Origin of the sequence: Stieleria mannarensis (assembly GCF_014154935.1) — a bacterium.
GTDB classification, from domain to species: Bacteria; Planctomycetota; Planctomycetia; order Pirellulales; family Pirellulaceae; genus Stieleria; species Stieleria mannarensis.
Map to the genome: position 1 here is coordinate 13,355 of NZ_JACEHH010000063.1, position 24,097 is coordinate 37,451.

The following is a 24,097-nucleotide window of genomic DNA, read 5'->3' on the forward strand; positions in this document are numbered from 1 at the left end:
CCACAGAGGGCTGGCGGCTTGCAAAAGTCGTTGCGACTGCTGCTACGATCAAAACGCCTGTTGCGTCAGAGGTTAATAAGCCCACGACCTCGGCCAAGCGGGCTGACTTCCCAAACCGCGTGCATCGTTGGTTATGATGGTCTGCGTGAATGCCATCCGCCTCAAACGCGGTGACGCCGCCGCTTTCTTTTCCTCGTCCCAACCACCGATCACGACCATGAAACGACGTCAATTCCTTGCGACCGGCGCCGCCCTGACCGCCGCACTGGCTCAACCCAAGTGGCTGAGCGCTTTGGAACCGGACAACAAGTACCGCCGCCAAATCGGGATCCAGCTCTACACGCTGCGAAACGAAATCGCCGCGGACGTCGCCGGGACGCTAAAGGCGGTTGCCGATGCGGGGTACAAGCAGGTCGAACCGTACGGGTTTCCGGGCGCCGACGCGATGATTCGCGAAGCCAAGGCCAACGGCATGGCCGTCAACTCGTCACACATCAACACCGACGGGATCCTGAAACCGGGTCAGAAAGGCGTTCAGCCCTTCGAGGCGTTGCTGGACAAGGCCAACGAGTCCGGGCTGACGCATGTCGTCGTGCCCTACTTGGGGGCCGAGCTGCGAGGGTCGCTGGACCAGTACAAGGAGGTCGCCGAGCGATGCAATGTTGCGGCTGAAAAAGCGAAGCGTGCCGGGGTTCAATTGGCCTATCACAACCATGCCTTTGAATTCAAACCGCTCCAGGGCGATCGCTGTGGCTATGACGTGTTCATCGACGAGTTTTCGGACGACATGAAGTTCGAAATCGATGTCTTCTGGGTCGCCGTCGGGGGACTCGATGCGGCGGAATTGATCCGCAAGCTTTCCGGTCGCGTGACGCAGTTGCACTTGAAGGACCTGGATCGCAGCGTCACGCCGCCGCAATACGACGGGATTCCCAAAGCCGCGTTTAAAGAATTGGGCAACGGTGTGATCCCGATGGAACCGATCCTCGCCGCTGCCGGCCAGGCCGGGGTGGAGCATTGTCACGTCGAACAAGACCACTCCCCTCACCCGGTCAAGAGTATCCAACAAAGCGCGGCTTTTCTGCGTTCGTTGTAGACGCCAGCGGCGAGATCGTCCGGTTGACCCACGTTCACCGGACCACCCATTGCGGACCATTTGGGGGGCGATTCAGTGACCACAGCGTGCCGCTGTGAACGCGCGGATCGAACCTGTGAATCGATTCGGTTCGGTTTCTTAATCATTTGAGCGAAATTTAATTTGCACGTCCGCGGAACGCCCGGCAGGGTTAAACGACAACGTTTGCGTCGGCAGATCACGTTTGTCCGGCAGCCTGACCTGACCGTTATCCCTCGTCCTCGTTTAACGACGCCAATTGCCCGCGTCACCCGCCGATTCAAGCAGGAGCCAGCCCAAGATGTTGCGTCTGACCGGTACCGCACCGAACCTGGATGTCGAGAACGTCGTTCGAGATCTTCTTGAGGAAGACGCGTTTTACGACCGCATCGAGAATCGGTCGGCCCACCGCGAGCATCTGGTCCGGCCGGTGACGATGCAGATTCGCGGTTCCGACGAGACGATTCTGTCGTTCTCGCGAGGCGTCTCGGCCGCCGGCATCTCTTTGATCGCCGACGTGGAGATCCCCGAGCGATCCACGGCGGTGTTGACGATTGAGTCGCTGAAAGGGGGACCGGTCAAGGTGCTGGCCCAGTGCCGTTGGTGTCGTCCCTTCGGAGCGAACTGGAAGATCTCGGGCTGGCAATTCATCAATATTCACCGCTAGGTCCCCGTCTCGTTCAAATCGGGATTGGCGGTTAACATCTGCCGTCATGGAAAAGACAAATATCGCCATTGTTGGCCTGGGGACTGTTGGTAGCGGCGTCGCGCGTTTATTGCTCGATCACGGAGACCGCACGGCGAGGCACGCCGGTCGGACGCTATGGCTTCGAAAAGCGGTCGCGCGAGACTTAGTCAAAGCGGCGGCGAGGGTCGATCTGCCCGAAGGTGTGTTGACCGACTCGATCGACGAAGTCGTCAATGACCCGGAAATCACGGTTGTGGCCCAGTTGATCGGGGGCCTGGAACCGGCCCGATCGATCATGCTGCGATTGTTGGAATCGGGCAAGGATATCGTTACGGCCAACAAGGCGCTGCTGGCCGAACACGGTCCGGAGTTGTTTGACCGGGCACGTCAACTCGGACGCAGCATCGCGTTCGAAGCCTCGGTTGCCGGCGGGATCCCGATCATCGCCAACATCAGCCAATGTTTGTCGGCCAATCAGTTGCAATCCTTGGAAGGCATCCTGAACGGGACCAGCAACTTCATCGTCAGCCAAATGGACGAATTCGGGTCCAACTACCAGGAGGTCGTCAAGACGGCTCAGGAACTGGGGTATGCCGAAGCGGACCCGACGATGGACGTCGACGGAACCGATGCGGCGCAAAAGCTGGCGATCCTGGCCCACTTGGCTTTCGGTGCGGCCGTCGATTGGAATGACATTCCCAAGGTCGGAATCGATGGGCTGGATCCGGTGGACCTGCGTTACGCCAAAGAGCTCGGTTATCGGATCAAGTTGTTGGCGGTCGCCAATCTGACCGACGACGGATTGGAGTTGTCGGTTTCGCCGACCTTGTTGAAGATCGGGACGCCGTTGGCGGAGGTCCGCAACGCGTTCAACGCGATCCGAGCGATCGGGGATGCCGTCGGCCCCGTCTTCTTTCACGGCTTGGGCGCCGGGCAAATGCCGACCGCATCGGCCGTCGTCGCTGATTTAATTGACACGGCGGTCGGACGCACCAAATTGACGTTTCAAACGCTGGAATACTTCTCCAGCGACAATCCCCCCCGCGCCATCCTCCGCGATGCCGACACGTTGCGAGGCCGGTATTACCTCCGGCTGCATGTCGCCAATCACCCCGGCACGCTGGCATCGATCGCCAACGTGTTGGCCAAACATGCGATCTCGATCGCGTCGGTGATCCAGCACGAATCCGAAGCCGCCGGCGGGGAATTGGAATTGGTCCCGTTGGTGATCATGACGCACGAAGCCAGCGAGGGAGCCGCCAAGCTTGCCACCTCGGAGATCGAATCGCTGCCGGCCGTCCAAGGTGCCGTCATTCGATTCCGAGTGAAGGAATAGCGGGCAGCGATTGCATTTCATTAAATCGACGTCAATCCTTGGCAGCTTCTTTACGTGATCGCGTCGGCCTCTTGCTATCCTTCCGCTCCCTCGTCATTGCCTGAGTCTCTTGTCGTGAAGGAATCGCCCCGTGCTCGCCGGATGTATCAAACACCAGACCCCTCAGTACGCTGTGCGAGCGTGTCGGCATCTCTTTCGAAGTCGGTTTAGATCCGCACCGCGTCTTTGATCGCGAAGCAGAAAACCATGGCAATCACTACGGGAAACGGATGCGGTCGGTCGCCGACCACGTCCGTCAAGGCGGATCGCTTGCCGATGCGGTCAAAGCGGTTACCAAAGCCGGATGATCGTCAGCGAATTTCTCTCGTTACGCGAATCCGGGCTAGCCGGCGCGGTGTTGGACACCAAGGATTCGCGTCAGACGTACCGGATCGCGGTCGAAAGCGGCATGAAGTCGCTGTGGGAGCGGGCGACCGATTTGGTGCGCGAAGGGAAAACCAGCCCGGCGGAGGTGCGTCGTGTGCTGGGCGTCGCGATCCGCATCTGAACGCGGCTCATGTGGAATAGGCGTCCAGCAGCCTGTCAAAGCGCGACGTCCATCTCATGCACGCCATCAGAGGCCGGATCCTCGGACGTGCGGTTTCTACGCGTCGGCGAACATCGCTAGGCAAACAAGACGCTATCATTCGATTCAGGCCGTCGCAGCACTGGCCAATCCGTACGCCAGAATGGTTTGCTGCAGTTGTTGCTCGGCGGCTTCGTCCAACGGGGTCATCGGCAATCGCAGTTCGCCGGTGTCGCGTCCGACCATTCGCATCGCGGCTTTGACGGGGATCGGGTTGGTGGCCAGCCCTAACATGTTGGAGCACAGGGCAAACAGTTGGTGGTGCAGCTTGCGGGCCAGGTCATAATCACCGCCGGCGGCGGCCTGGACCAATTTGATCATGTCGCCGGGGACCAGGTTGCCGACGACCGAAACGACGCCCTCGGCACCGACACTCATCATCGGCAGCGTCAGTGAATCGTCACCGGACAGTACGGTCAGATCGGTGGTCCCGACAATGGCCGAGCACTGATCCAATTTGCCGGTCGCTTCCTTGACCATCGTGATCCCGGGCAGTTCCGCCAATCGCTGGATCGTGGAGACCTCGATCTCCTTTCCGGTCCGACCGGGAATGTTGTACACGCAAACCGGAATCTCGACGGCTTCGGCGACCGCTTTGAAGTGCTGGTACATGCCCTCCTGGGTCGGCTTGTTGTAGTAGGGCGCGACCTGCAGCGTTGCGTCGGCACCTTCATCGGCGGCCCGTTTGGTCAATCGCAGGGCTTCGGCGGTGCTATTGCTGCCCGTGCCGGCCATCACTTTGGCTCGTCCGGCGACACATTGGATGGTCTCGCCGATCACACGTTCGTGCTCGTCGTGGGTCAGTGTCGGAGACTCGCCGGTCGTCCCGACCGGGACGATGCAGCGGGCGCCCGCTTCGATTTGGAATTCGATTTGCTGTTTCAACCGGTCGTAGTCGACCTCACCGTTGGCAAAGGGCGTGATGATGGCGACCGATAGTCCGGCGAAATCAGATCCACGACGCTGGGTCATTGCGGGTCCCTGGGTTAATGATTGTTGCGGTAGAAGGGGCGAAACGAGCGCAGAAGCCTACCGCGGATCAGGAAAAACACAATTCCCCGGACTGATGGGTTGACGATTTGGTTCGGCAAAATGGCCAAAATTGCCAACAGGAGGGCCGCCAGCGCGGTCGCGAAAACCGCCGCTGCTTTCCACCAGGGGCGATATTCAAACGTAACGCTCCATTTTCCGGCGGGGATCGCCACCGCCTGGTTCAGGTGACTGCTGCGGAAAACCGGCTGCGATCGCGATGGGCCACCATCCGGGGGCGTCAACCGAGCCGTCCAGTTCCCGTCCTGAAACACACATCGCTCCAACAAACACGTCGAGTTGCACTCCACGATGATCGCTCCGTCGGACGCTCGATCGACGGTCGCCGATCGCGCCGGTTCGGTGGACGGTTGTTCGAATGCCACGTGCGGCAGGGGCAATCCGTCGGGGCGTCTGTTCTGGCCGGTCCGGTCGTTTTCATCCATCCGACCGATCTCGCCGATCAGCTCGCGGAGCGGTTTTTCCGGCGACCATTGCGTGAACACTCGAAGCTGATGAACCGGTTCGGTCCGTTTGCGATCCACCGCGACCAGCGTCATCCCGGCCGCCGCCATCGACGATTGTCCGTCCACGTGCGACACCGCACCGATCGCCAGCCACTGACGGATTGCCTGCCAAAACACTCGCCGCTGTTGGACATCCAGATTCGCAAGATGATGATTGCAAGCCGACCAAAATTCGCGATAGCTGCGACTCTTGATACTCACCATGCTGTTGAACACCGCTTGTCGATGCACCAGATGCCAGCGACCGAACCATGCCATCCGCTCGCTCGCAGCGACCTCCAATGCACGATCTTCCGAGTGCGACTGGCGCCATCGCCGAGGCCACATCCCGAGCTGCGTCCTCAGAACACGCGTCTTTGGAATCGGCGGCGGACTTGCCTGGTGCGCCAGTTGGCGCTCACGTTCAATGTTCACGGTGGGCAACAACGTCGATGCGGCGGCGGCCGAGTCGATCGCAATCAGGACGGCCCACGCGATCGCCAGCGATGCCCCACCCAACCGCTCCCTGATGGTCGTGGCGAACCGACGCAAAGCGACCAGTGGCAACAAGATCGCGACGGTCCACAAACACGACCGTCGGACGAGCACCAATCCGCCGGTGACATCCAAACGCCCCCAATACTCATCAACAGGCATCTCGTTCGGGGCGATCGGATACCAACGCGCCCAATGGCCGATCGCCACATGCGCAACGACGACCGCGATCAAGAAGATCAGCAACAGCGCGATCGCGACGCGGCCTTCCGTCTTATCACGCTCGGTCGCGACCCACTGGGCCGCGACCATCGAACCGGCGATCGCAAAGATCGGCAGCCATTTCACCGGGTAACGAAATGAACGGTAACCGGGAACCAAATGGCAAAGGAACCAAAACGGCCCGCCGATCGCGCTGTCGCTGTGCGGCAGCACTCCGGGGATCTGTTGCAGGAACCAGACGGCACCGAAATGCCCAAAGCAGATGCACAAACTGACCACCGCGACGGCAAACCAGGGTTCCGCAACATACTCCCGCGGTCGAACCAGTCGACAAAGCAGCGCAAACCCCACGACCAGTCCCGCATAAATCGACGGCGTCCACATCCGACCTTCGCCGGGAATCAAGTTCGCGATCCGACGATGGACCGGAAACAGATCGCCGAATGGCCGAGGCGAAATGACTTCGATCGCGTGCCACGGTGCGAGGGAAAAGTCATAGATCTCCCCGCGCGGCCCCGCGTCGGGAGCCCGCACACTTTGACGGCTCCAATCCAGCGACGCGGCGATCTGGATCGAACTGATCCCGACGGCCAAGACACAAGCGACCAGTCCGACGATGAACGTGCCGAACAACTCGCTGTCGACCCAGGATCGCCCCCGACGCTTCGCCTGTTTCAGTTGCCCTCTGGCCGACAGCAGCGCGATCGCACCGACCGTGATCACACCGTGCAGAGCCGATTGTGGGTCACCGCCGAGCACCATCATCGACAGGGCCGTCGTGGCGATCACGATCCGCCGGCGGATTGGCGCGGCGGACAAGCAACCGCCCAACGCGAATGGAATCCAGGCGGCGCCGACCAAAAACGGAGGATTGGACAACAGCGCGAAAACGCTTCCCGACATCGGATAGACGATCGCAGCGACCACCGCGCCCAGGGGACGGCAGCCGATCGTCCGTGCCAACCAAGCCGCGCCCGCCGAGGCCAGCATCAGATGCACGACCAGATACAGATTCATCAGCCACTCGTTGGACAGCGGCAATGAATACACCGCGTATCGAACAGGATACAGGACCGCGGTGGACGTTTCGCCGATCAACGGCAACCCGGTGTGATCGAGCGGGTTCCAAAACGGCAACCACTCGGCGGCCGTCCGCGCGGCCACATAGTCGTACAGCGGTAGATAGAAATGATTGACGTCGCGAAATGCGAATCGATCTCCCAACGCCATCGGCCAGACCGATCCCAGGATGACGGCCGCGACAAATGCGACCGTCGCAAACCGTCCGATCACGTCACCAGACCCTTGGTCACGGTCATGAAGACGTCTTCCAGGGTCGGCGCGCGATCGTTGAACGAACGCAACCTGACCCCTTCGGCGATCATCGTTTCCATCAATGTCGCCAATCCCTCGTCATCGGTTTCAAGTTCGGCGACGATGCAGGTCGGTTCCTGTTCGATCGATCGCAGCGCAGGACTGCTGCGCAGAATCGACATCCCGGCTTCTTCTCCGGCAACGAATTGGATCTCGACATGCCGGTTGCGGCGGATCTGGCGATAGACGGTTCCGATGGGACCACTCATCAACAATTGTCCGCGTTCGATAATCCCGATCGACGTGCAACAATCGGCCAGTTCGGTCAGGATGTGGCTGCTGATCAGAATTGTCTTGCCCATCCGCCGCAATTCTTTCAGCAACTCCTTCACCTCCACCCGCGCCCGGGGATCCAGACCGCTGGCCGGTTCATCCAAGATCAACACCGGCGGATCATGCACCAAGGTTTTCGCCAGGCAAAGTCGTTGCTTCATTCCACGCGAAAGTCCGTTGACGAAATCGTCGCGTTTATGCGTCAGGTCCAATAGTTCCAGGACGTTATCGATGATCTGTTTTCGGTCCTTGCGTCCGATGCGATAGGCCACGGCAAAAAAGTCCAAGAATTCCCAGACCCGCATGCCGTCGTACACGCCGAAGTTGTCGGGCATGTAGCCGACCGCCTGTCGAACGCCGACCGGATCGGCCATCACGTCACAACCGGCGACTTCGCCACGCCCCCGCGTGGCCCGCAGCAGCGTGGCCAGAAAGCGAATCGTGGTGCTCTTGCCGGCACCGTTGGGACCGATGAACCCGAACGTCTCGCCGGCTTCGATATGCAGGTTCAACTCCTGCACCGCGGTAAACTCTCCGTAATCCTTTCCGAATCCCGTCAACGTAATCATTTCACTTGAGTCTCCGTCTGCGGCGTCGTGCTGCCAGTCGTGTCATTGCCTGTCGTCTCGATGCGGTTCACTCGGCGGAAGTCGCTGACCAGGTTCTTGTCGGCAACCGGTTCGCGAAGATCGGCATGTTTGATGTGAATGATGGCGATGGTTTGGGCCGTTTGCTGACTTGCCGTCGGCGAAATTTCCAGTCCCGGCAGCGAACCATCGATCCGCGCGACCAGGCGACTTGAACCGTTGGGGATCGAATCGGCCCGGGCAAGGCGGGCAATCAGATCATGGCTGTGCATCGGCAAATCGTCCGCGATCCTCACCCGATCGGACTCGCGAAACTCGACCGTCTTGGTCTCGTCGCGCTCGAGGGTTCCCACCACGGCGACTTCGGACTGGCCGGTCTCGCTTTTGCGTATCAAGAATGCGTCCACAAAATCGACATCGGCCTCGCTGGTGAGCGTGCGATCGCCGTCGAACCGGATCGCGCCGCCCAAATCGACCATCTCTTCGGTATGGACGTAGCGCATGCGGTTACTGTTGACGGCAAAATCGGCCAGCGAGGGGCCTTCTTCGAACGAGGTGCGGATGACCGGCTCGATCGCGGTGTTCGGATCCGGTTCCCCGTCCAGCGGCGCGGCGATGCCGTCGACCGTGCGGAATTGCAATTCATACCGGCTGGACAGCGAATTGTAGATCCCGATCATGCGAGTCAAATGGGCACGCGGGTACCCGGCATGGGCTTCCAAAATCGCCAATTCGGTCGTGCTGCGTGCAAACCCGATGTCCAAACGCGCCTGTCGGGCGGCAAAGATGGCGCCGATCACCGCGATCAACGGAACGGCGAACCAGGCGTATTCCAGCCGATTCATCAGACGAAACACGACATAGTTGACCGGCACCAACACGACCAGATAAATCGCCAACGAGCGAATGACTAACGAAGAGCCCGGGATTTCGATGCCCGCTTCGCTGGTCAATTTCTGCTGTAACATCGTGACGGCGTCGCTGGAATCGTTCCAGGCCGAGATGCCCGTCACGGCGTCGACTCGCGAGAACCGGTCAAACGGACTGTTGCTCTTCTTCGCCTCGTCATCGCCACCGGCGAGCAGACTGTCGCGCGTTGTCAGACGAAACTCGGTGTTGACCGCGGCATCGGATCGGAGCGTCGTGCCTTGAAAATACAGTCGCAAATCATTCGCGTTGTACCCCTGCTCGGCCAGTTCTTCTTGGCTGATGTCACCGTGATCCGGAGCGACATACTCGCGCGGCGGGCGATTCAAAATCACGCTGTTGACGAAACTGTCATACGAATCCCACACTTCCACCCAGTTGTCGGTCAAATCGAATCGTGGCTGGACGACGACGCCGCGGCCGATGCGGCGTGACAGCACCAACGACGCGGTGTTGTCGACGGCGGTCGCGTCGGGATCCAGTCGCCCGTCGATGGCAATGTGGCTGCTTTCGGAACGAATCAATTCGACTTGTTTTTCCAACGATCGATCGGTGGCCACCGAATTCTTGGTTAATAATTCGGCCGCCGCGTCGGAGTCCAATTCGATGTTGCTGGTCGGCAGCAGTGGCAGGACATCCGCCAGCGCCGTGTTGGCGATCGACTCGCTGGCCGTCGGTCCGTTGACGATCAACCGGCCCCCGAATCGAATCCAATCGGCCAAAGCCGTTTTTTGCTGTGGCGTCAGCGCGTCCTCGGACAGGTCATCCCACAGCACCACGGCGGTGCTGGTCAGATCCAACATCGTTTCCGGCAGCGGCAGCAAATCACTGGCGTCGGGAACGACCACGCGATAGTTGCCGTGACCGGTGGGATCCTGAATCTCGGATTCGAACGACCGCGTCCAGTTGGCCGTTTGCAGACGCGTGAAGCGTTCCGGCCGTTGACTCAAGACGACGAAAAAGTACTCGCTGCCCCGCATCACGTTGAACGGTTGGCCGCCGGTGTCCAAGACGCCGCCGCTGCGTGGGACGAGTTGGCTGGCCAGATTGATGCGGCGGATTTCTATCGAATTCGGGATCGGGCATCGAAAGCGGAAATCAAACCCCCGCATCTGGCCTTTGGGCAAGACGACCGGGCGGATCGAGTCCAGACTGCGAATCGTGCCCGTCTTTTCCATGTTCACATCCCGCAGAATCACTTCCGAGCGACTGGTCAATTCGCCCCGCGTGTCCGACTTGTTGCTGCGGATCGATTGTTCGGCCGTCATCCAGTGGCCGGGTTTGACTGTTCCGATCGATTCGCTTTGATCGGAGGGAAACACGATCGGGGGCTTGGTCGAATAGGCTTCCTCGGGCGCCTTTTCATTGTCGGCAGCATCCGGGTCGGTCGGCGTGGCCGGCGTGCACCCTTCACAACCGACGATCAACGGAACGGTCAGCAGGGCAAACAGCAAAAACGCAGGGCGCGGCATTCGGAATAATCGACGTGGAAAGGTGACAGAGAAGACGTGCCGGGGAATCTCCCCGTCCGAATGAACGCTAGTGTACGCGATCGGTGCCCGCGAGAGGATTCCCGTTGCGGAGATTACTTGGCGGAGAACTGTGATGTAGCCACGCTCGCCAGAGCGTGGAAGACGATGGGGGCCCACCTTCTGGCGAAGGTAGCTACGTTTGAACAGCGATTCACAATGTTTCGTCTAGCAAGCAGTGTTGCCCCGCGACCCGCAGGTGGCGTGACAGACAGGGAGCCTATCCCACAGTCGTTGCCGACACGACAGCCGGATCGACAGCCGGGACGCGGGTCATGTGTTTCCAGATCACGCCGGCCGCATCGAGATCGCTTTGACGCGCCATCCCGCGTCCATAAACAATCCGATCATAAGCCGATGCCAAACGGACCGTCGCGTTGTCGATCCGTCCGAACAACTCCAATGCGTCATGTCGCTGCTTTGCGGTTTGCCTGAGCCGTATCCCGAACTCCGAAAACGTTTCGTCGCGGCCGCGTGGATAGCCACGCTCACGGGCCCATGCCTCGAACGCTTGGCAGGTGATCACCACCACGCGACGCGGATCTTTTTCGTGCCCGATCGGATTGCGGAACGATGAAAACGGTCTCTGCGGCTTCTGATCAAGCCCCGCCAGCCCCCGCGCGTCATCGGCGATCGGCGCGTCGTCCCGAGATCCGAACAGCGATTGCCACCACAGCGCCAATCGCGCTCGCATTTGATACAGATAAAACGCGATGATCGCGAGGAGTCCGAGGATCAGAAGCAAACGAAGCAGACCGCCGATCGCGGGCAGAACATTCGGCATCGACGGAAACGAACCGTCACCGGACGATGACGTCGACTCATCTGACGCATCCGTAGCCTCCGCGGCATCGGCCTGGTCCGCGTCCTCCGCCGATCCTGATGTGTCACTGTGCCGTGATTCCTCGCTGCGAACCGGTTGATCCGCTGACGATTCGCCGCGTTGACCTGAACTCGATTCGTCACCTTCAAACGGCCGCTTGTCGCTTTGAGACGATTCGGCCGAGCGGGATTGCGCCGTTGCGTCTTGCCCGGATTGCTGCTGCCCAGATTGCTGCTGCCCAGATTGCTGCTGCCCAGATTGCTGCTGCCCGGATTGCTGCTGCCCAGATTGCTGCTGCCCGGATTGCTGCTGCCCGGATTGCTGCTGCCCGGATTGCTGCTGCCCGGATTGCTGCTGCCCGGATTGCTGCTGCCCGGATTGCTGCTGCCCGGATTGCTGCTGCCCGGATTGCTGCTGCCCAGATTGCTGCTGCCCAGATTGCTGCTGCCCAGATTGCTGCTGCCCGGATTGCTGCTGCCCGGATTGCTGCTGCCCGGATTGCTGCTGCCCGGATTGCTGCTGCCCAGATTGCTGTTGCCCCTGTTTCTCGCCACCCGGTTTTCCGCTGGGGCGATTTTGATTGACGCCGGCTCCCTTTTGATCTTTTCCCTGTGGCGACGGATCCCGGCTGGTTTCGGCGTCGGTGTCGCTCTGCGACTTCTCCGCTGCTTCCTTTCCCCAGCCGGCGCTAGTGGCCGTCTTGGGATCCGTTTTCAAGAATTGGGGCACGGACAGGTTCGCGATCGCGGCTCCCGGAACGGGTGCCAGGAAGGCCAGCATCAACAGTGCGGCGATCAAGGCGACTCCGCCGGCCAACCAGGCAACGGTGACATCGCCCGGCATGTCGACGTCGCGTTGACGGAGGTAGCGACGGAGATTTAGGAAACTGGTGGTCACGAGCAGGGAAAGGCTGGAAAACAGGTACAGCCCCAACATCAATTGCGCCCGCGCCCAGACTTGCGGTCGGTCTTGCAACACGAATTGCCCGAGACCGAACAAAGGCAGCGCGGCGAGCGCCAACAGGAACACCGTCCGGCCGGGTTGATGCGATTTCCGCCGCCGTCGCTCCTTTTCCGATACAGGCGCATCGTCCGCGTCGGTGTCGTCTCGGACGCGGCGTGACAATCCGCTCGCTTCGTCCAGACCACGATCGATCAACCCTTCTCCGCTGGCATCGACCGATTCATCAATCACGGTGCAATCATGGACGATTCGGTCGGCGAGATAACCGATCAGCAGGACCAGTCCGAGCGTAAAGAAAACCGAGCCGGTAAAACCGCTCATCACAAACACCATCGCGGCACCAAGCGCGATCGCGTAGCCGGCCGAATAGGCTCGGTCTTCTTCGATGACCAGACGCGCCAGGGCGACCGATCCCATCGTGTACATCAGGATCAGGTAGTAAATGCGATCGGAAAATTGGCCGGCGTAGAATAGCGAGACAAAGAAGTTGGCGAGGCTGCTGATCATCAAGAAGATCAGCACCGGGCCGACGCCGATGGCGGCATAGTCTGCGGGTTGGGGGCGACCGGCCAAAGGACTGACAACTCTGGGATCAATTGGACATCAAAAGCGAATTGTTTGATCCCAATAGATTAGCGGAACTCGCCAACGGTCTGTTGATTTATTCGAATTGCACAATCGAACGATCAGCCGATGGGGGCTAACCTCGTTGTTCTGGCGGCGAGAACCGCGGCTGGCACCGTTCGGCTGGCACCGTTCGGCTGGCACCGTTCGGCTGGCACCGTTCGGCTGATGAAACCAACAGGCCGCCAGGCGTTTTGCTCGGCACGTGGCGAGCCTCCGGAAAGCCTTGGCGACTTCCGCGATGGGAGGTTCGCTACCGAGCCGCCTTGTTTTCGGCGTCCTCCGGGTGGCTGCGGCGCCAACGTTCCATTGCCGGTCCGACCTTGTTCATCGGGATCCATTTGTTGCGAGTCTTGCTGCTCTGAACAAGCGTTCCGGGATCAATCTGACCTTTGTCGATTCGGTTCAGCAAGTCGGCTTCGGAGATGGGGCCGATACGTCGAGCCTTACGGATCCAGCCGCTCGCCATATAAAACCATTGCGTTGACATCTCGATTGCCACCTACGGAGAAAAGAATCGTTGTGAAGAGGTAGCTTCGAATGGATGCGGCAGCGTGCCTCGCCTCCCCTCCTTCTGTCCCACATCAACATCGTCGCCCACTCCACTGAACTACAGTTTAACGTGAGGCAGTGGCACGGTGCGCGCCAATTAATGGGGCGGAAACCGGCAAAGCGGCATTTTTCGCCGATTTTTTCGTGCCGGCGCCGAAAAACCACCTCCCTCGGCGGGTTTGAGCGGACCTCCGATGGCGCAGAGGGCGACGAGAAGTATATTCTACGGTTGGACATCGCCCCCTTCGTCTAGTTGGCCTAGGACATCAGGCTTTCCGCCTGGAAACGCTCGTTCAAATCGAGCAGGGGGTACTGCGTGTTGAACGCCGTCGGCGACCGCGAAATTCGCCAAATTCGGCGCGTGATGCTCCAATTGCTGCCTAATTTTGTTTGACGAGCTTCGTTTTAGCATGGGATAATGACGCGACGCGGAGTAAAAGCAGACTTGCCTTCGGCCGGATGCCCCTCTGCTTGCGCCTCTTTTCTCTTATCTGACTCCGCCCGTTCAACCCATCACAACGGATTCGTCATGACACGAACTCAACGTCACACCCCCACATTGGTGCATTTTCGCGTCGTTGCGGCGACGCTTGCACAGACCGATCAACGCCACAAACGTCTTGGTATCGGCGTGTTGGCGCTGTTCATCGTGTTGGGGGCGGCAGCGATCCTGGCGACCACCGCGTCGGCCCAGGCCGCTAAATACGACGTGCTGCAAGTCGAACAACTGATCGATGAGAACCTGAATACGGTCCAACGCGAAGCGAGAACGTACGGGACGTCACGGGACTTGAGCAATTTCCCGGCCAACAAGCTGGCCGTCGTTCAGCGTTACTTCCAGCGATACGTTCCGGCAAAAATCACGCAGCCCAACGCGACCCATCAAATCAACGACATCATGGGACACGCTCGCGCGGTCATGGAAAGCGCGGTGCGGTCACAGACTCCGGGAGCTGGTAACGTGATGCGATGGCTGTATGCCGGTCTGAAGCCCGTGGCGGAGGGGAACTACCAGCCCGCGGCACGGATCAATGCGATTCAGTTTATCGCCGGACTTGCCAGGCCACCGGCACAACGAGGCGGCGTTCCTCGCCCCTATCCGTTCGTGCTGAATGTCATGAAAACGATTTACGACGACGAAAATAACCCCGATGGGGTCCGCGCCGCGGCTCTCCAAGGGATCGAGCGATTCGTTCGATACTCGCCTCCCAACGATCCGGCGATCCAGGCGGTCAAGGACGATCTGACGCAATCGATGACTCAGCTACTTGAGTCAGATCCGCCCACCGGGCGCGACGAATTGGCACATGCGTTCCTGCAGCGTTATGCCGTCAGCATCCTGACCAACCTCAGCACCGACGCGACACTCGGCAAGCAACTCGTCAGCGTCAGCACCAACGAAGCCAAGCCGAATTTGATCGCACTCCATTCGGCCGCCGCAATCGCGCGGTTGCCTGGCAAGATGGCCGAGGGTGACGTGGAAACGAACGAAGTCCTGAAGCAATGGGCCAAACGGGTTCTGGCGGCGTACAAAGCCGAACTTGACCGGCTCGCCAAACTGGAGAAGGCCACGACCACCCGGGTCAGCCAACCACCCGCCCCCGAATCGTTCCTCAAGGAAACCAAAGATCCCGACGAGAAGGCGCCGATCGTGCCTGGAATGCGTGGCGATTCCATGATGGAAATGGACGACATGTACGGGATGGAGATGGAAATGGAGATGATGGAGGAAGACATGGGGGGGATGGAGATGGAGGGGATGATGAGCATGATGGGCATGGGAATGCGTCCCTTGGCTGCTAAACCCCAACCCGCCGAAATCGTCGCCAGCCGCAAGAAGCTCAATCACGTCCTGCAACAAGTTTTGCTGGGCGTGACCGGCCAAGCAAAAGTGGTGGAGGATGTCGAATCGCTGCAAGCCAACAGTGGACTGTTGGCTTCAACGCCCGCCGAGGCCCGCGAAGGGGCCAAGAAATGGCTGACCGCACTGTTCGATTTGACGACTCAATTGAATGACGAAACGCTCGACACGCGACGCAAGTACGTGACCGCTCTGGAGGAACAGGTCGCGACGCTTGAGTCGCTCGCATCGGGGAAAGCGGTCGAGAAGCGCGCTGCGTCCGGCGCCCCGATCTTCCGCTTCGGAAATCCGTTGGAAGCGGCCGGCGATGCGGAGGACGCCGCCGCCGGGCAACCTGCCGCCGCCACGCCGCCCGCCGCACCCGCGGATGCCGCGCTGGATTCCCTGCTCAATTGAATCGTTCGGCAATGTCGTTCGATTCGCCTCGCCGTTTTGATTGGATGCGGCCAGTGGATGCAAGTCCGCTGGCCGTTCTGCGTTTGATCCTGGGCGTGACCTTCTGGTTCTGGGCGACCGACTACCTGGCAGACGACCGCTGGCAGGTTCTGTTTGTCAGCCCGAGCCTGCTGTTCAAGTATGCGGGGTTTGAGTGGGTGACGTTGTGGCCCGGCGACGGGATTTGGTGGCACTTTCACGTCGCCCGCATCGCGGCGATCGCGTTTGCGATCGGTTTTCTCACACGGATCAACGCTGCGATCCTGGCCGCAACGATGGCATATGTGTTGTTGGTCGAACGCCAGATGTACAACAACCACGACTACCTGTTGGCATGCACGGCCATGCTGTGCTGCTTTTTACCCTGCGGCCGCACGCTGTCGCTGGACCGGATGCTGTTTCGCCGATCCGGCGGCGATCGCAGCATGCGGTTGTGGCAATGGTGGTTGGTCCGCTTTCAACTGGGACTTCCGTATGTGTTTGGAGGGATCGCCAAGCTCGATTCGGACTGGATCGCCGGTCAGCCGGCCGGATTGTTCGTCAGCTCGCGGGTCGACACGCCCTGGATCGGCCCGCTGTTCACGTTGCCGGCCGCCCCATACGTGATGGCCTGGGGCGGATTGCTGTTTGACCTGATGATCGTCCCGGCATTGATGTGGCGAAAGACGCGGTGGATCGCGATCGTCGCGGCGATGCTGTTTCATTTGACCAACGCAACGATCTTTCAAATCGGCGTGTTCCCCTGGTTCATGCTGGCGACCCTGTTCGTGTTCTTTCCGGTTTCGTTTGTTCCCAACGTGTTGGGCCGGATCGGCAATGGTATTGGAAAGGCGCCAGACGCCGTTGCCGCCGTCAGATCAGCGCGACACCAACCGGCCCCCAAGCTGCATCGCGTCGCGATCGCGCTGTCGGTTGCCTATGTCGTGATTCAGTTGCTGCTGCCGCTGCGACCGTGGGTGTTGCCGGGGAACCCGAGTTGGAACGAGCGGGGGCAGCGTTTTGCGTGGCGGATGATGCTGCGCCACAAAGATTGTTTGCTCTGGTACAAGGTCCAGACCGCGGACGATTATTTGATCGTGCCGGCAAAGATCGTGATGACACCCAACCAATTGATGCGCGCGCCGCGAGACCCGGAACTGGTTCGTCAAGCGGCGGTCAAGCTGCAGGATCTGGTCGCGTCGATGGGCCAGCCGGGCTGCCAGGTATTCGCGCTGCATCTGGTTTCACTGAACGGTCGTCCCGCCGTGCCGTTGGTCGATCCCGACGTCGATTTAACGCGTGTTGCTCGCGGCTGGTTTGAAGACGATTGGGTGATCCAAGACCCCGGTCCGTTGCCGCCGACGCCGTGGCGTGTCCCGCTGGACGAGTGGTGGCAACAGATCGAGATGCCGGCGACCTTTGACGAGATCCGATCAATGCGGCCCAGTGAAGCCGAAGCCGCATATGATCGTCTGGCCGAACAACAACGGGCGATGCAGTCGCCCTCTACAGCTCTTTGACCCGGATGCCGCGCCAGTGCACGATGCCTTTGGCCCCCTTGTGGATTTGCAGGCCGAAGAATCCTTGGGCGTAGGTTCCGTCGTCCACCCAGTGGGCGACCGGGACGCCGTTGACCCAGGTTTTGATCACGTTGCCCTTGGCGGAAATCGTCAATCGGTTCCAGCCTTCCCGGTCCAACGCCGCGCGGGCTTGTTTGTGTTCCTTCAGCCAGACAGGGTAAAAGTATCCGCCACAGCTTTGACCGTAGATGCCGCCGTTCCAATAGCGATCGCCGCTGATCCCTTCCATCTCGGCTTGGGGGCCGAAGACGGTCTCGCCATTCTTGCCGGGTTTGGTTTGAGCGCGAAACATGACGCCCGAGTTTCCGTCGACTTCCCACTTCATCTCGCAAGTGAAGATGAAGTCCTTGTAGTCCGTCTTGTCGGTGCTCAGGTAGGTGCTGTTGGATCCGGGCACGACCGTCCCCACCAACACACCGTCTTTCACTTCGTACTTGCACGTTCCCCCCTTGGGCGACCAACCGGTCAGATCCTCGCCATTGAACAGATCGACAAACCCGTCGGACAAATCCGGTTCCGGGTCGGTGTTCAACAGCATTTCATCCGGTTTGGGCGCGTTTTGCTGAGACTTGTACTTCTTGTACCAAGCTTCTTGGGCGGGGTCGATCGTCCCGCCATCGGCGAATCCGACCGCCGCAAACACGCAAACAAGGGTTCCCTGGACGATCATTGATTGAAGAAAACGTCGCGACACTTCGGTACTCAAATGACTGGTGAAATAGAAAGGCAGCGGTCGTCCACGCGACACCCGCTTGGCCCGGCACCAGGATAGTCGATCCGCCGGCGGTCTGTCGTGCCCCGTCCTGCTCCGCGGCCAATCCTGCTCAGCTGCCAATCGGAACCGGTCGCCACGCCTCGGGCAATCCGTCACCTCGCGGATGCTCGTCCGGGTGTAGCGTGTGGGCCAGAATTTCCAGACTGTCCACCAAACGCGGCCCCGGTCGGTTGAAATAGGCCGAACCGTCGACCACATAGACACGCCCCGCCTGGACACAGCGCAACGTCTGCCAACCGGGATAGGATTGCAGACCAGGTAAATCGTCCTGCGAGCGTTGCACATCGAACCCGCAACAGGCGATGAACATCACCTCCGGATCCGCCCGCACGACGTTGTTCCAGTCCACCGACACCGAACGGGCTCCCGCGGTGCCGATGATGCCTCGTCCGCCGGCAAGTTCCACCAATTCGGGGTTCCAGTGCCCGGCGCTAAACGGCGGGTCGACCCATTCCAGTAGCATCACCGAAGGCCGACGCGGGATGCGTTGCGAGCGGTCGGCCACGACGCGGATGCGGGTTTTCAATCGATCGACAAACCGCGCCCCGTCGGACTCACAACCGGCCGCCGCTGCGACTCGGCCGATGCAGTCAAACACGTCGTCCAGACAGGTCGGTTCCAGGTTGATCACTCGGGCGTTGCTGGACAGTGAACACAACGCCTGGTCGACCTCCTGCTGCGAAACCGCGCAAACATCACACAGGGCTTGCGTCACGATCAAATCCGGTTCGAGAGCCCGCACCAATGGCACATCCAGCCGGTACAGTGCCTGTTGCGTTTGCACCTGCTGGCGCACCAGGGCGTCGATCTGGCCGCTCGAAACGTCACCGGGAATCACCGTTCGCGTCACTTTGGGAAGGCCAGCAACCGACGCCGGATAATCGCATTCGTGGGACACTCCGACCAACTGCTCGCGCAATCCAAGGGCACAAATGATCTCGGTGGCACTGGGAAGCAGGGACACGATCCGCATGAAGACGGGCTACCGAAAAGGGGACGGGGGTTGATTATCAAATCCGCACCAACATGTTCAGCGTGAACGAACCGTAGACGGAGATCAAGAGCACAAGGACACAATAGGCGATGGCGTGTTTCGGTCCCAGGCGGATGATCCAGAGGCCGAGGGCGAGTTCCAGCGTCGAGATCAGGATCGACAGCCACGTCAGTTCCTGAATGTGCTGGCCGATCACAAAATGGCCGGCAAGCAGCGTCACGAAAAACGCCGGCAAGCCGGCGGCGAGCATCGCCAGGGCGGCCCCGATGCCGGGCAACCCGTTAAAAACAGCGACCCAGGCAAACGGAAGATGCATGCAAGCGAGCAGGGTCACCGCCGGCAGACGGGGCGAGCGGCCACGTATCCAACCCCACACCGCAACTGCCCAGACCAAGCCCGAAACGGTGTAGCTGGTCGCGGATGGAAATGTCATGATTCCCGCGGAAATCACCGCGGCGATGGCCGTGATTCCCACCAGCGCGCCGAGGGAAAATTGCGTCGGTCCGGTTCGATCGCCGTGCCGTGAATCGGGGCGAAGCGGCAGCCAGGGCAATGCCAACCAAACGCCAACCGAGGCGAGGAGCAAGCCGAACGCGGTCCATCCGATGACCGGTGCCGGCCGACTTTGATCCGCCCCCGTCCAATCGTAAAAATCAGGGATGAACCAGCCGACCGCCAGGCTGATCCCGATCAGCAGCGGAAAGACACAATTCCTTGGGAGCTGAATTCGCTTTGGCATGCCGACACAGAGCCCATTGCGGCGGATCGGTTGCGAGAAAAATGTGGGACAGGCTTCCAGCCTGTCAACGCTCCACCGACGGGCTAAAACTCTATCCTACCGCTGCTTCGCGGCGTCCCCTCGCTTCTCCGGCAGGTTTTTCAGACCTGGGTTGCCCAGCGGAAAACGTCGCCTATAACGTTCACCACCGGCAACCACGGCGACACGGACGGCCGTCGACGTTCATGATCTGAATCGCATTGCAATCACGGAGAATCGGTTGAACGCGCAGTTGGAAAACGGAATTGTTCAAGGACGGCGACTGCGCGGTGACTTGAGTGCCAGCATGATCGACGGCGCCGCATTTGGCGGCATGGTCGGCTTCGGTGAAACCTACATCGCGGCGTTCGCGTTGGCCGTCGGGTTGGGCGAGATGTCGGCCGGGATGGTCAGCAGTTTGCCGTTGATCGCCGGCGGGCTGATGCAACTGACGTCACCCACCGCGATTCGTGTTTTGAAATCGCACAAACGTTGGGTGGTGCTCTGCGCGTTCCTGCAGGCGTCGACGTTCATCCCGCTGTTGATTGCGGCGCTGTTGGGTTCGATCGACGCGGTGACGTTGCTGTTGGTGGTGTCGATCTACTGGGGGACGGGGCTGGCCACCGGCCCGGCGTGGAACACTTGGATCGGCACGATCGTCCCGCGGCCGATTCGGGCACGCTACTTTGCCCATCGCACCCGCGTTTCCCAAGCTTGTGTGTTCGCGGGGTTCTTAATCGGCGGGGTCTTGTTGCAATCGCTGACGGCGTTGGAACTGGGTTCGGTGGCGTTTGCGATTTTGTTCGGCGTGGCGGGCGTTTGTCGTTTGGTTTCGACGTGGATGTTGATCAAACAGAGTGAACCGGTGCCGCTGCCACCGGGGATGCGTGCGATCCCCTGGAAACGGGTCTTTCATCATCTGCGAGCCAGCAGCGGAGGGAAATTGCTGGTTTACCTGTTTGCCGTTCAGGCGGCGGTGCAAATGTCCGGCCCCTTCTTTACCCCGTTCATGTTGACCAAACTCGAATTCTCCTACGGCGAGTTGTCGGGATTGTTTTCGATCGCGTTTTTGGCCAAAGTCGTCTCGCTTTCGTTTTGGGGGCGTGTGGCCAACAAGTTGGGAGCCAAGACCCTACTTTGGATCGGCAGTTTGGGGATTGTCCCGATCAGCGTTCTGTGGGTGGTGTCGCAGCACTACGCCTGGCTGGCCGCGGCCCAGACGCTCAGCGGTGTGTTTTGGGCGTCTTATGAACTCGCCTTTTTCTTGCTTTTCTTCGAATCGATCGCGGAGGAAGAACGGACCAGTGTGCTGACGATCTATAATCTGCTCAACACTGCTGCCTGGGTGTCGGGATCGCTTCTCGGCGGTGCGTTGTTGTACCACTATGAAATGAGTTTCAACGGGTACCTGATTCTGTTCGCGCTCTCGTCGCTCGGGCGGTTGTTTGCGTTGCCGCTTCTACTGCGGGTGCCGCATTTGATCGTGGACTCCGATGAGATGGGCGTGCGAACCGTTGCCGTCCGGCCCGGATCGGCCTCGCTGGACACCCCGGTGCTGGCCAGTCTGCCCGATCAGACGGGCGACGAAACGGTGCGACATGAGAAGGGCCAATGACGATTGACACGAGGAAAACCGGTGGTTCGCTTGGCAATCCTAAAATCCAATTGGAACAACGCACTCGCGGCCATGTTGGTTCTCGCCGTCGGCTGCTCGAAGGCTGAAACCGAAGCGAACCCCCGGCCCGAGGACATACTTGACAATGCGATCGCTGTTTGGCATCTGCGCACGCTCGATGATGCGACCAAGGTGAACAGTTCGTTAACGGCTCACGGCGAAACCGGTCTGGGAAATCGATTGGAGCGCGGCGACTTGGAGGAATCGTTGTCGCGCGGCGGTGACGGCTTTGTCGCGCAGCTCTCCGGTGGTTGGTTTGATGCCGGGAGTGGTTCGGGGCGAGAACTGGACCTCAAGGGCGACCAATTCACCGCATTGATCCGGCTGAAGTGTGACGCGCCGAGTCTTTGGTCGACGCGCGGCTTCTTCACAAAGGGAGGTGGTCATGATCAGTTGATTTTCAATTTTTTCTCCCATGACTTCGATCAAGGGCCCGATGCAATGCGGATCGGATGTGAGATCGGCATCGATGGGCTGTCGGGGCTCGGCGGTCAAGTCTCCGCTCCGGTCCGACAGATCGGGCCGACCGAGTGGCACGATTACCTGGTGCGGTATGACGGGAACGAGTTGGTCTTGTTTATTGACGGCGTGGCGATGCAACGCACTCCCGTCTCGGGCCGATTGCGTCAGGGGAATATCCAACCGATGTGTCTGGCCACCGGTAGTGCCAACGACGTGCCGTTTGCGTGCTGGATCGACCACGCCGCCGTCTGGGACCGGGCGCTGGACGATGCAGACGTGCGAACCCTGTCCGGTGGCACAGCACAGGTTCTCAAGATGCAACGCCGATTTGACGCCTGGGTCGCACCGCCTCCGCGTCCGCCGATCAGCGAATTGACGAAGCGTGCGCGAGAGTTAGAGTCGGTAAAACTATCCGATCCGCATCGCCCCCGGTATCACCTGATGCACTTTGAGGGTGGCGACATTATGCCGGGCGATCCCAATGGAGCGATCTATTGGAACGGTCGTTATCACCTGTTCTACATCTTCCAACGTCATCGATCAGAAGCGCAGCCGCCGGTGCATTGCTGGGGGCATGCATCGAGCATCGATTTGGTGCATTGGGAGCATCATCCCACCGCCCTGGATGTCGCCCCCACTGACCCCGATCGCGGCATCTACAGCGGAAACGCGTTGGTCGGCCGAGACGGAATTCCGATCTTGGTCTATCACGGGGTGGGGATTGGCAACTGCAGTGCAACCGCTCTGGATGATGAATTGATTCGTTGGCGCAAATCGGAATTCAATCCCTTGGTCGCCATTCCGGCCAAGGACGACCCGGCGTATGGCAAGTTTGATTCCTGGGATCCGCATGTGTGGCTGGAAAACGATACGTATTACGCCATCTTTGGAGGCAATCCGCAAACCGGCGCGCCGCCGGCGTTGTTTCGCGGCGGCGAGCTGGAGGACTTGAATTACGTCGGCCCGTTCCTTCCCGGCGACCGCTGGAGTCAACCGGATGAAGACGTCTCTTGCCCGGATTTCTTCTCGATCGGGCCCCGGGACATGCCCCGGCACCTGCTGCTGTGCATCAGCCATCTGCGTGGAGCTCGCTATTTTTTGGGAAGCTGGAACGAGGACCGGTTTCTTCCCGAATCGCATGGCCGAATGAATTGGCCCGGCGGATGCTTCTTTGCCCTTGAAACATTACTTGACAACCACGGCAGGCGGATCCTGTGGGGCTGGTGTCTCGACCAACGCCCGCGATCGATGCGTTCTGCATCGGCCGGAACCGGGGTGATGAGTCTACCTCGTGTGCTTACGTTGGATGCCGCCGGTCGTCTTCAAATCGATCCGGTCGAGGAGCTGATACGTTTGCGGATCAATCCGGTTTCAATCGCGAAATTAGCGTTGGAATCGGACAGCGAAAAACCATTGCCGCAAATCAGCGGCGACAGTCTGGAAATTCAAGTTGAATTCCCGGCCGACATTCGCGGGCGCGTCGGAATCAAGGTTCGACGTTCGCCCGGCGATGCCGAAGCGACATTGATCCTTTATGATCCACTTGATGCCTCGCTCACGATCGATGTGAGCAAGTCAAGTCTGGATCCGGCGATCCGCTATCAAAGCTGGTGCCTGGTCCGGCCCAGTGACCCCGACGATGCGGATCGTTCGGTCACACGGCAAACGGCCCCGTTATCGCTGGACCCGGGCGAACCGTTGCGGCTGCACATTTTTGTCGATCGCTCGATGCTGGAAGTTTTTGCCAACCATCGTCAATGCATGACGCAACGAATCTGGCCGACGCGAGCCGATGCCAAGGGCGTCTCGCTCGTCAACGAAGGTTCCACGGCTGTGGACGTGACCGTCAAGGCATGGGAAATGGCCGCTTCGAATCGGAACTGATCCCGGTTTCAATCAGGACTCGCACTAC

19 protein-coding genes and 1 tRNA gene are annotated in these 24,097 nt (G+C 60.0%); 10 read left to right on the forward strand and 10 right to left on the reverse strand.

The window, feature by feature from the left end; translation table 11 throughout:
- Positions 1 to 217: 217 nt before the first annotated feature.
- The 4 genes from H1B37_RS28715 to H1B37_RS28730 all read left to right on the forward strand — a co-directional run bounded on the left by H1B37_RS28715 (position 218) and on the right by H1B37_RS28730 (position 3,685).
- A complete protein-coding gene (locus H1B37_RS28715; protein WP_182870729.1) occupies positions 218 to 1,096 on the forward strand; it encodes a sugar phosphate isomerase/epimerase family protein in 879 nt (292 codons plus the stop codon).
- 319 nt (positions 1,097 to 1,415) lie between these two features.
- Complete coding sequence (locus H1B37_RS28720; RefSeq protein ID WP_182870730.1) at positions 1,416 to 1,781, forward strand: PilZ domain-containing protein; 366 nt, start codon at positions 1,416 to 1,418, stop codon at positions 1,779 to 1,781.
- Between the two features lie 46 nt (positions 1,782 to 1,827).
- The gene (locus H1B37_RS28725; protein ID WP_182870731.1) at positions 1,828 to 3,138 is read left to right on the forward strand and encodes a homoserine dehydrogenase; all 1,311 of its coding nucleotides are present in this window, start codon (positions 1,828 to 1,830) and stop codon (positions 3,136 to 3,138) included.
- Positions 3,139 to 3,481: 343 nt separating this feature from the next.
- Positions 3,482 to 3,685 (forward strand): hypothetical protein, encoded by a 204-nt coding sequence (locus H1B37_RS28730; RefSeq protein WP_182870732.1) that lies wholly within the window; start codon positions 3,482 to 3,484, stop codon positions 3,683 to 3,685.
- A 144-nt stretch (positions 3,686 to 3,829) separates the two neighbouring features.
- Here H1B37_RS28730 and dapA read toward each other — a convergent pair whose 3' ends face one another.
- The 6 genes from dapA to H1B37_RS34615 form a co-directional block, all read right to left on the reverse strand.
- Positions 3,830 to 4,735, reverse strand: a complete 906-nt coding sequence (gene dapA / locus H1B37_RS28735; RefSeq protein ID WP_182870733.1) for a 4-hydroxy-tetrahydrodipicolinate synthase — start codon at positions 4,733 to 4,735, stop codon at positions 3,830 to 3,832.
- 14 nt (positions 4,736 to 4,749) lie between these two features.
- Entirely contained in the window at positions 4,750 to 7,308 is a 2,559-nt protein-coding gene (locus H1B37_RS28740; RefSeq protein ID WP_182870734.1) for a hypothetical protein, read from the reverse strand.
- Positions 7,305 to 8,231: an ABC transporter ATP-binding protein gene (locus H1B37_RS28745; protein ID WP_182870735.1), complete on the reverse strand. Its 927-nt coding sequence runs from the start codon at positions 8,229 to 8,231 to the stop codon at positions 7,305 to 7,307. The genes H1B37_RS28740 and H1B37_RS28745 overlap by 4 nt, the downstream gene beginning before the upstream one ends.
- Positions 8,228 to 10,648: a hypothetical protein gene (locus tag H1B37_RS28750; protein WP_182870736.1), complete on the reverse strand. Its 2,421-nt coding sequence runs from the start codon at positions 10,646 to 10,648 to the stop codon at positions 8,228 to 8,230. The genes H1B37_RS28745 and H1B37_RS28750 overlap by 4 nt, the downstream gene beginning before the upstream one ends.
- A 277-nt stretch (positions 10,649 to 10,925) precedes the next feature.
- Entirely contained in the window at positions 10,926 to 11,489 is a 564-nt protein-coding gene (locus H1B37_RS34610; protein ID WP_182870737.1) for a DUF4129 domain-containing protein, read from the reverse strand.
- A complete protein-coding gene (locus H1B37_RS34615) occupies positions 11,441 to 12,082 on the reverse strand; it encodes a hypothetical protein (RefSeq protein ID WP_182870738.1) in 642 nt (213 codons plus the stop codon). The genes H1B37_RS34610 and H1B37_RS34615 overlap by 49 nt, the downstream gene beginning before the upstream one ends.
- 649 nt (positions 12,083 to 12,731) lie before the next feature.
- On the opposite strand from H1B37_RS34615, the gene H1B37_RS34620 reads away from it, so the two are divergent.
- Positions 12,732 to 12,965 (forward strand): hypothetical protein, encoded by a 234-nt coding sequence (locus tag H1B37_RS34620; RefSeq protein WP_182870739.1) that lies wholly within the window; start codon positions 12,732 to 12,734, stop codon positions 12,963 to 12,965.
- 403 nt (positions 12,966 to 13,368) lie between these two features.
- Here H1B37_RS34620 and H1B37_RS28770 read toward each other — a convergent pair whose 3' ends face one another.
- A complete protein-coding gene (locus H1B37_RS28770; RefSeq protein ID WP_286178314.1) occupies positions 13,369 to 13,605 on the reverse strand; it encodes a DUF4339 domain-containing protein in 237 nt (78 codons plus the stop codon).
- Positions 13,606 to 13,905: 300 nt separating this feature from the next.
- Between H1B37_RS28770 and H1B37_RS28775 the strand changes: the two genes are divergently transcribed.
- The 3 genes from H1B37_RS28775 (at position 13,906) to H1B37_RS28785 (ending at position 17,462) form a co-directional block, all read left to right on the forward strand.
- A tRNA-Glu gene (locus tag H1B37_RS28775) sits at positions 13,906 to 13,979 on the forward strand.
- Positions 13,980 to 14,196: 217 nt separating this feature from the next.
- Positions 14,197 to 15,924, forward strand: coding sequence for a hypothetical protein (locus tag H1B37_RS28780; protein ID WP_182870740.1), 1,728 nt, complete (start codon positions 14,197 to 14,199; stop codon positions 15,922 to 15,924).
- 53 nt (positions 15,925 to 15,977) lie between these two features.
- Positions 15,978 to 17,462 carry an HTTM domain-containing protein gene (locus H1B37_RS28785; RefSeq protein WP_182870741.1) on the forward strand — a complete coding sequence of 495 codons (1,485 nt, stop codon included), beginning with the start codon at positions 15,978 to 15,980 and terminating at the stop codon, positions 17,460 to 17,462.
- On the opposite strand, the gene H1B37_RS28790 is transcribed toward H1B37_RS28785, so the two are convergent.
- The 3 genes from H1B37_RS28790 to H1B37_RS28800 form a co-directional block, all read right to left on the reverse strand.
- A complete protein-coding gene (locus tag H1B37_RS28790; protein ID WP_353620948.1) occupies positions 17,449 to 18,216 on the reverse strand; it encodes a 3-keto-disaccharide hydrolase in 768 nt (255 codons plus the stop codon). The two genes, H1B37_RS28785 and H1B37_RS28790, sit on opposite strands and share 14 nt — an antisense overlap.
- Before the next feature lie 130 nt (positions 18,217 to 18,346).
- Positions 18,347 to 19,270, reverse strand: coding sequence for a BtuF-related (seleno)protein (locus H1B37_RS28795; protein WP_182870742.1), 924 nt, complete (start codon positions 19,268 to 19,270; stop codon positions 18,347 to 18,349).
- A 37-nt stretch (positions 19,271 to 19,307) separates the two neighbouring features.
- Positions 19,308 to 20,030: a hypothetical protein gene (locus H1B37_RS28800; RefSeq protein WP_182870743.1), complete on the reverse strand. Its 723-nt coding sequence runs from the start codon at positions 20,028 to 20,030 to the stop codon at positions 19,308 to 19,310.
- Positions 20,031 to 20,289: 259 nt separating this feature from the next.
- On the opposite strand from H1B37_RS28800, the gene H1B37_RS28805 reads away from it, so the two are divergent.
- Together H1B37_RS28805 and H1B37_RS28810 are read left to right on the forward strand one after the other, a co-directional pair.
- On the forward strand, positions 20,290 to 21,663 hold the full coding sequence (locus H1B37_RS28805; protein WP_182870744.1) for an MFS transporter: 1,374 nt from the start codon (positions 20,290 to 20,292) through the stop codon (positions 21,661 to 21,663).
- A gap of 30 nt (positions 21,664 to 21,693) precedes the next feature.
- A complete protein-coding gene (locus tag H1B37_RS28810) occupies positions 21,694 to 24,069 on the forward strand; it encodes a glycoside hydrolase family 32 protein (protein ID WP_182870745.1) in 2,376 nt (791 codons plus the stop codon).
- Positions 24,070 to 24,097 lie beyond the last annotated feature (28 nt).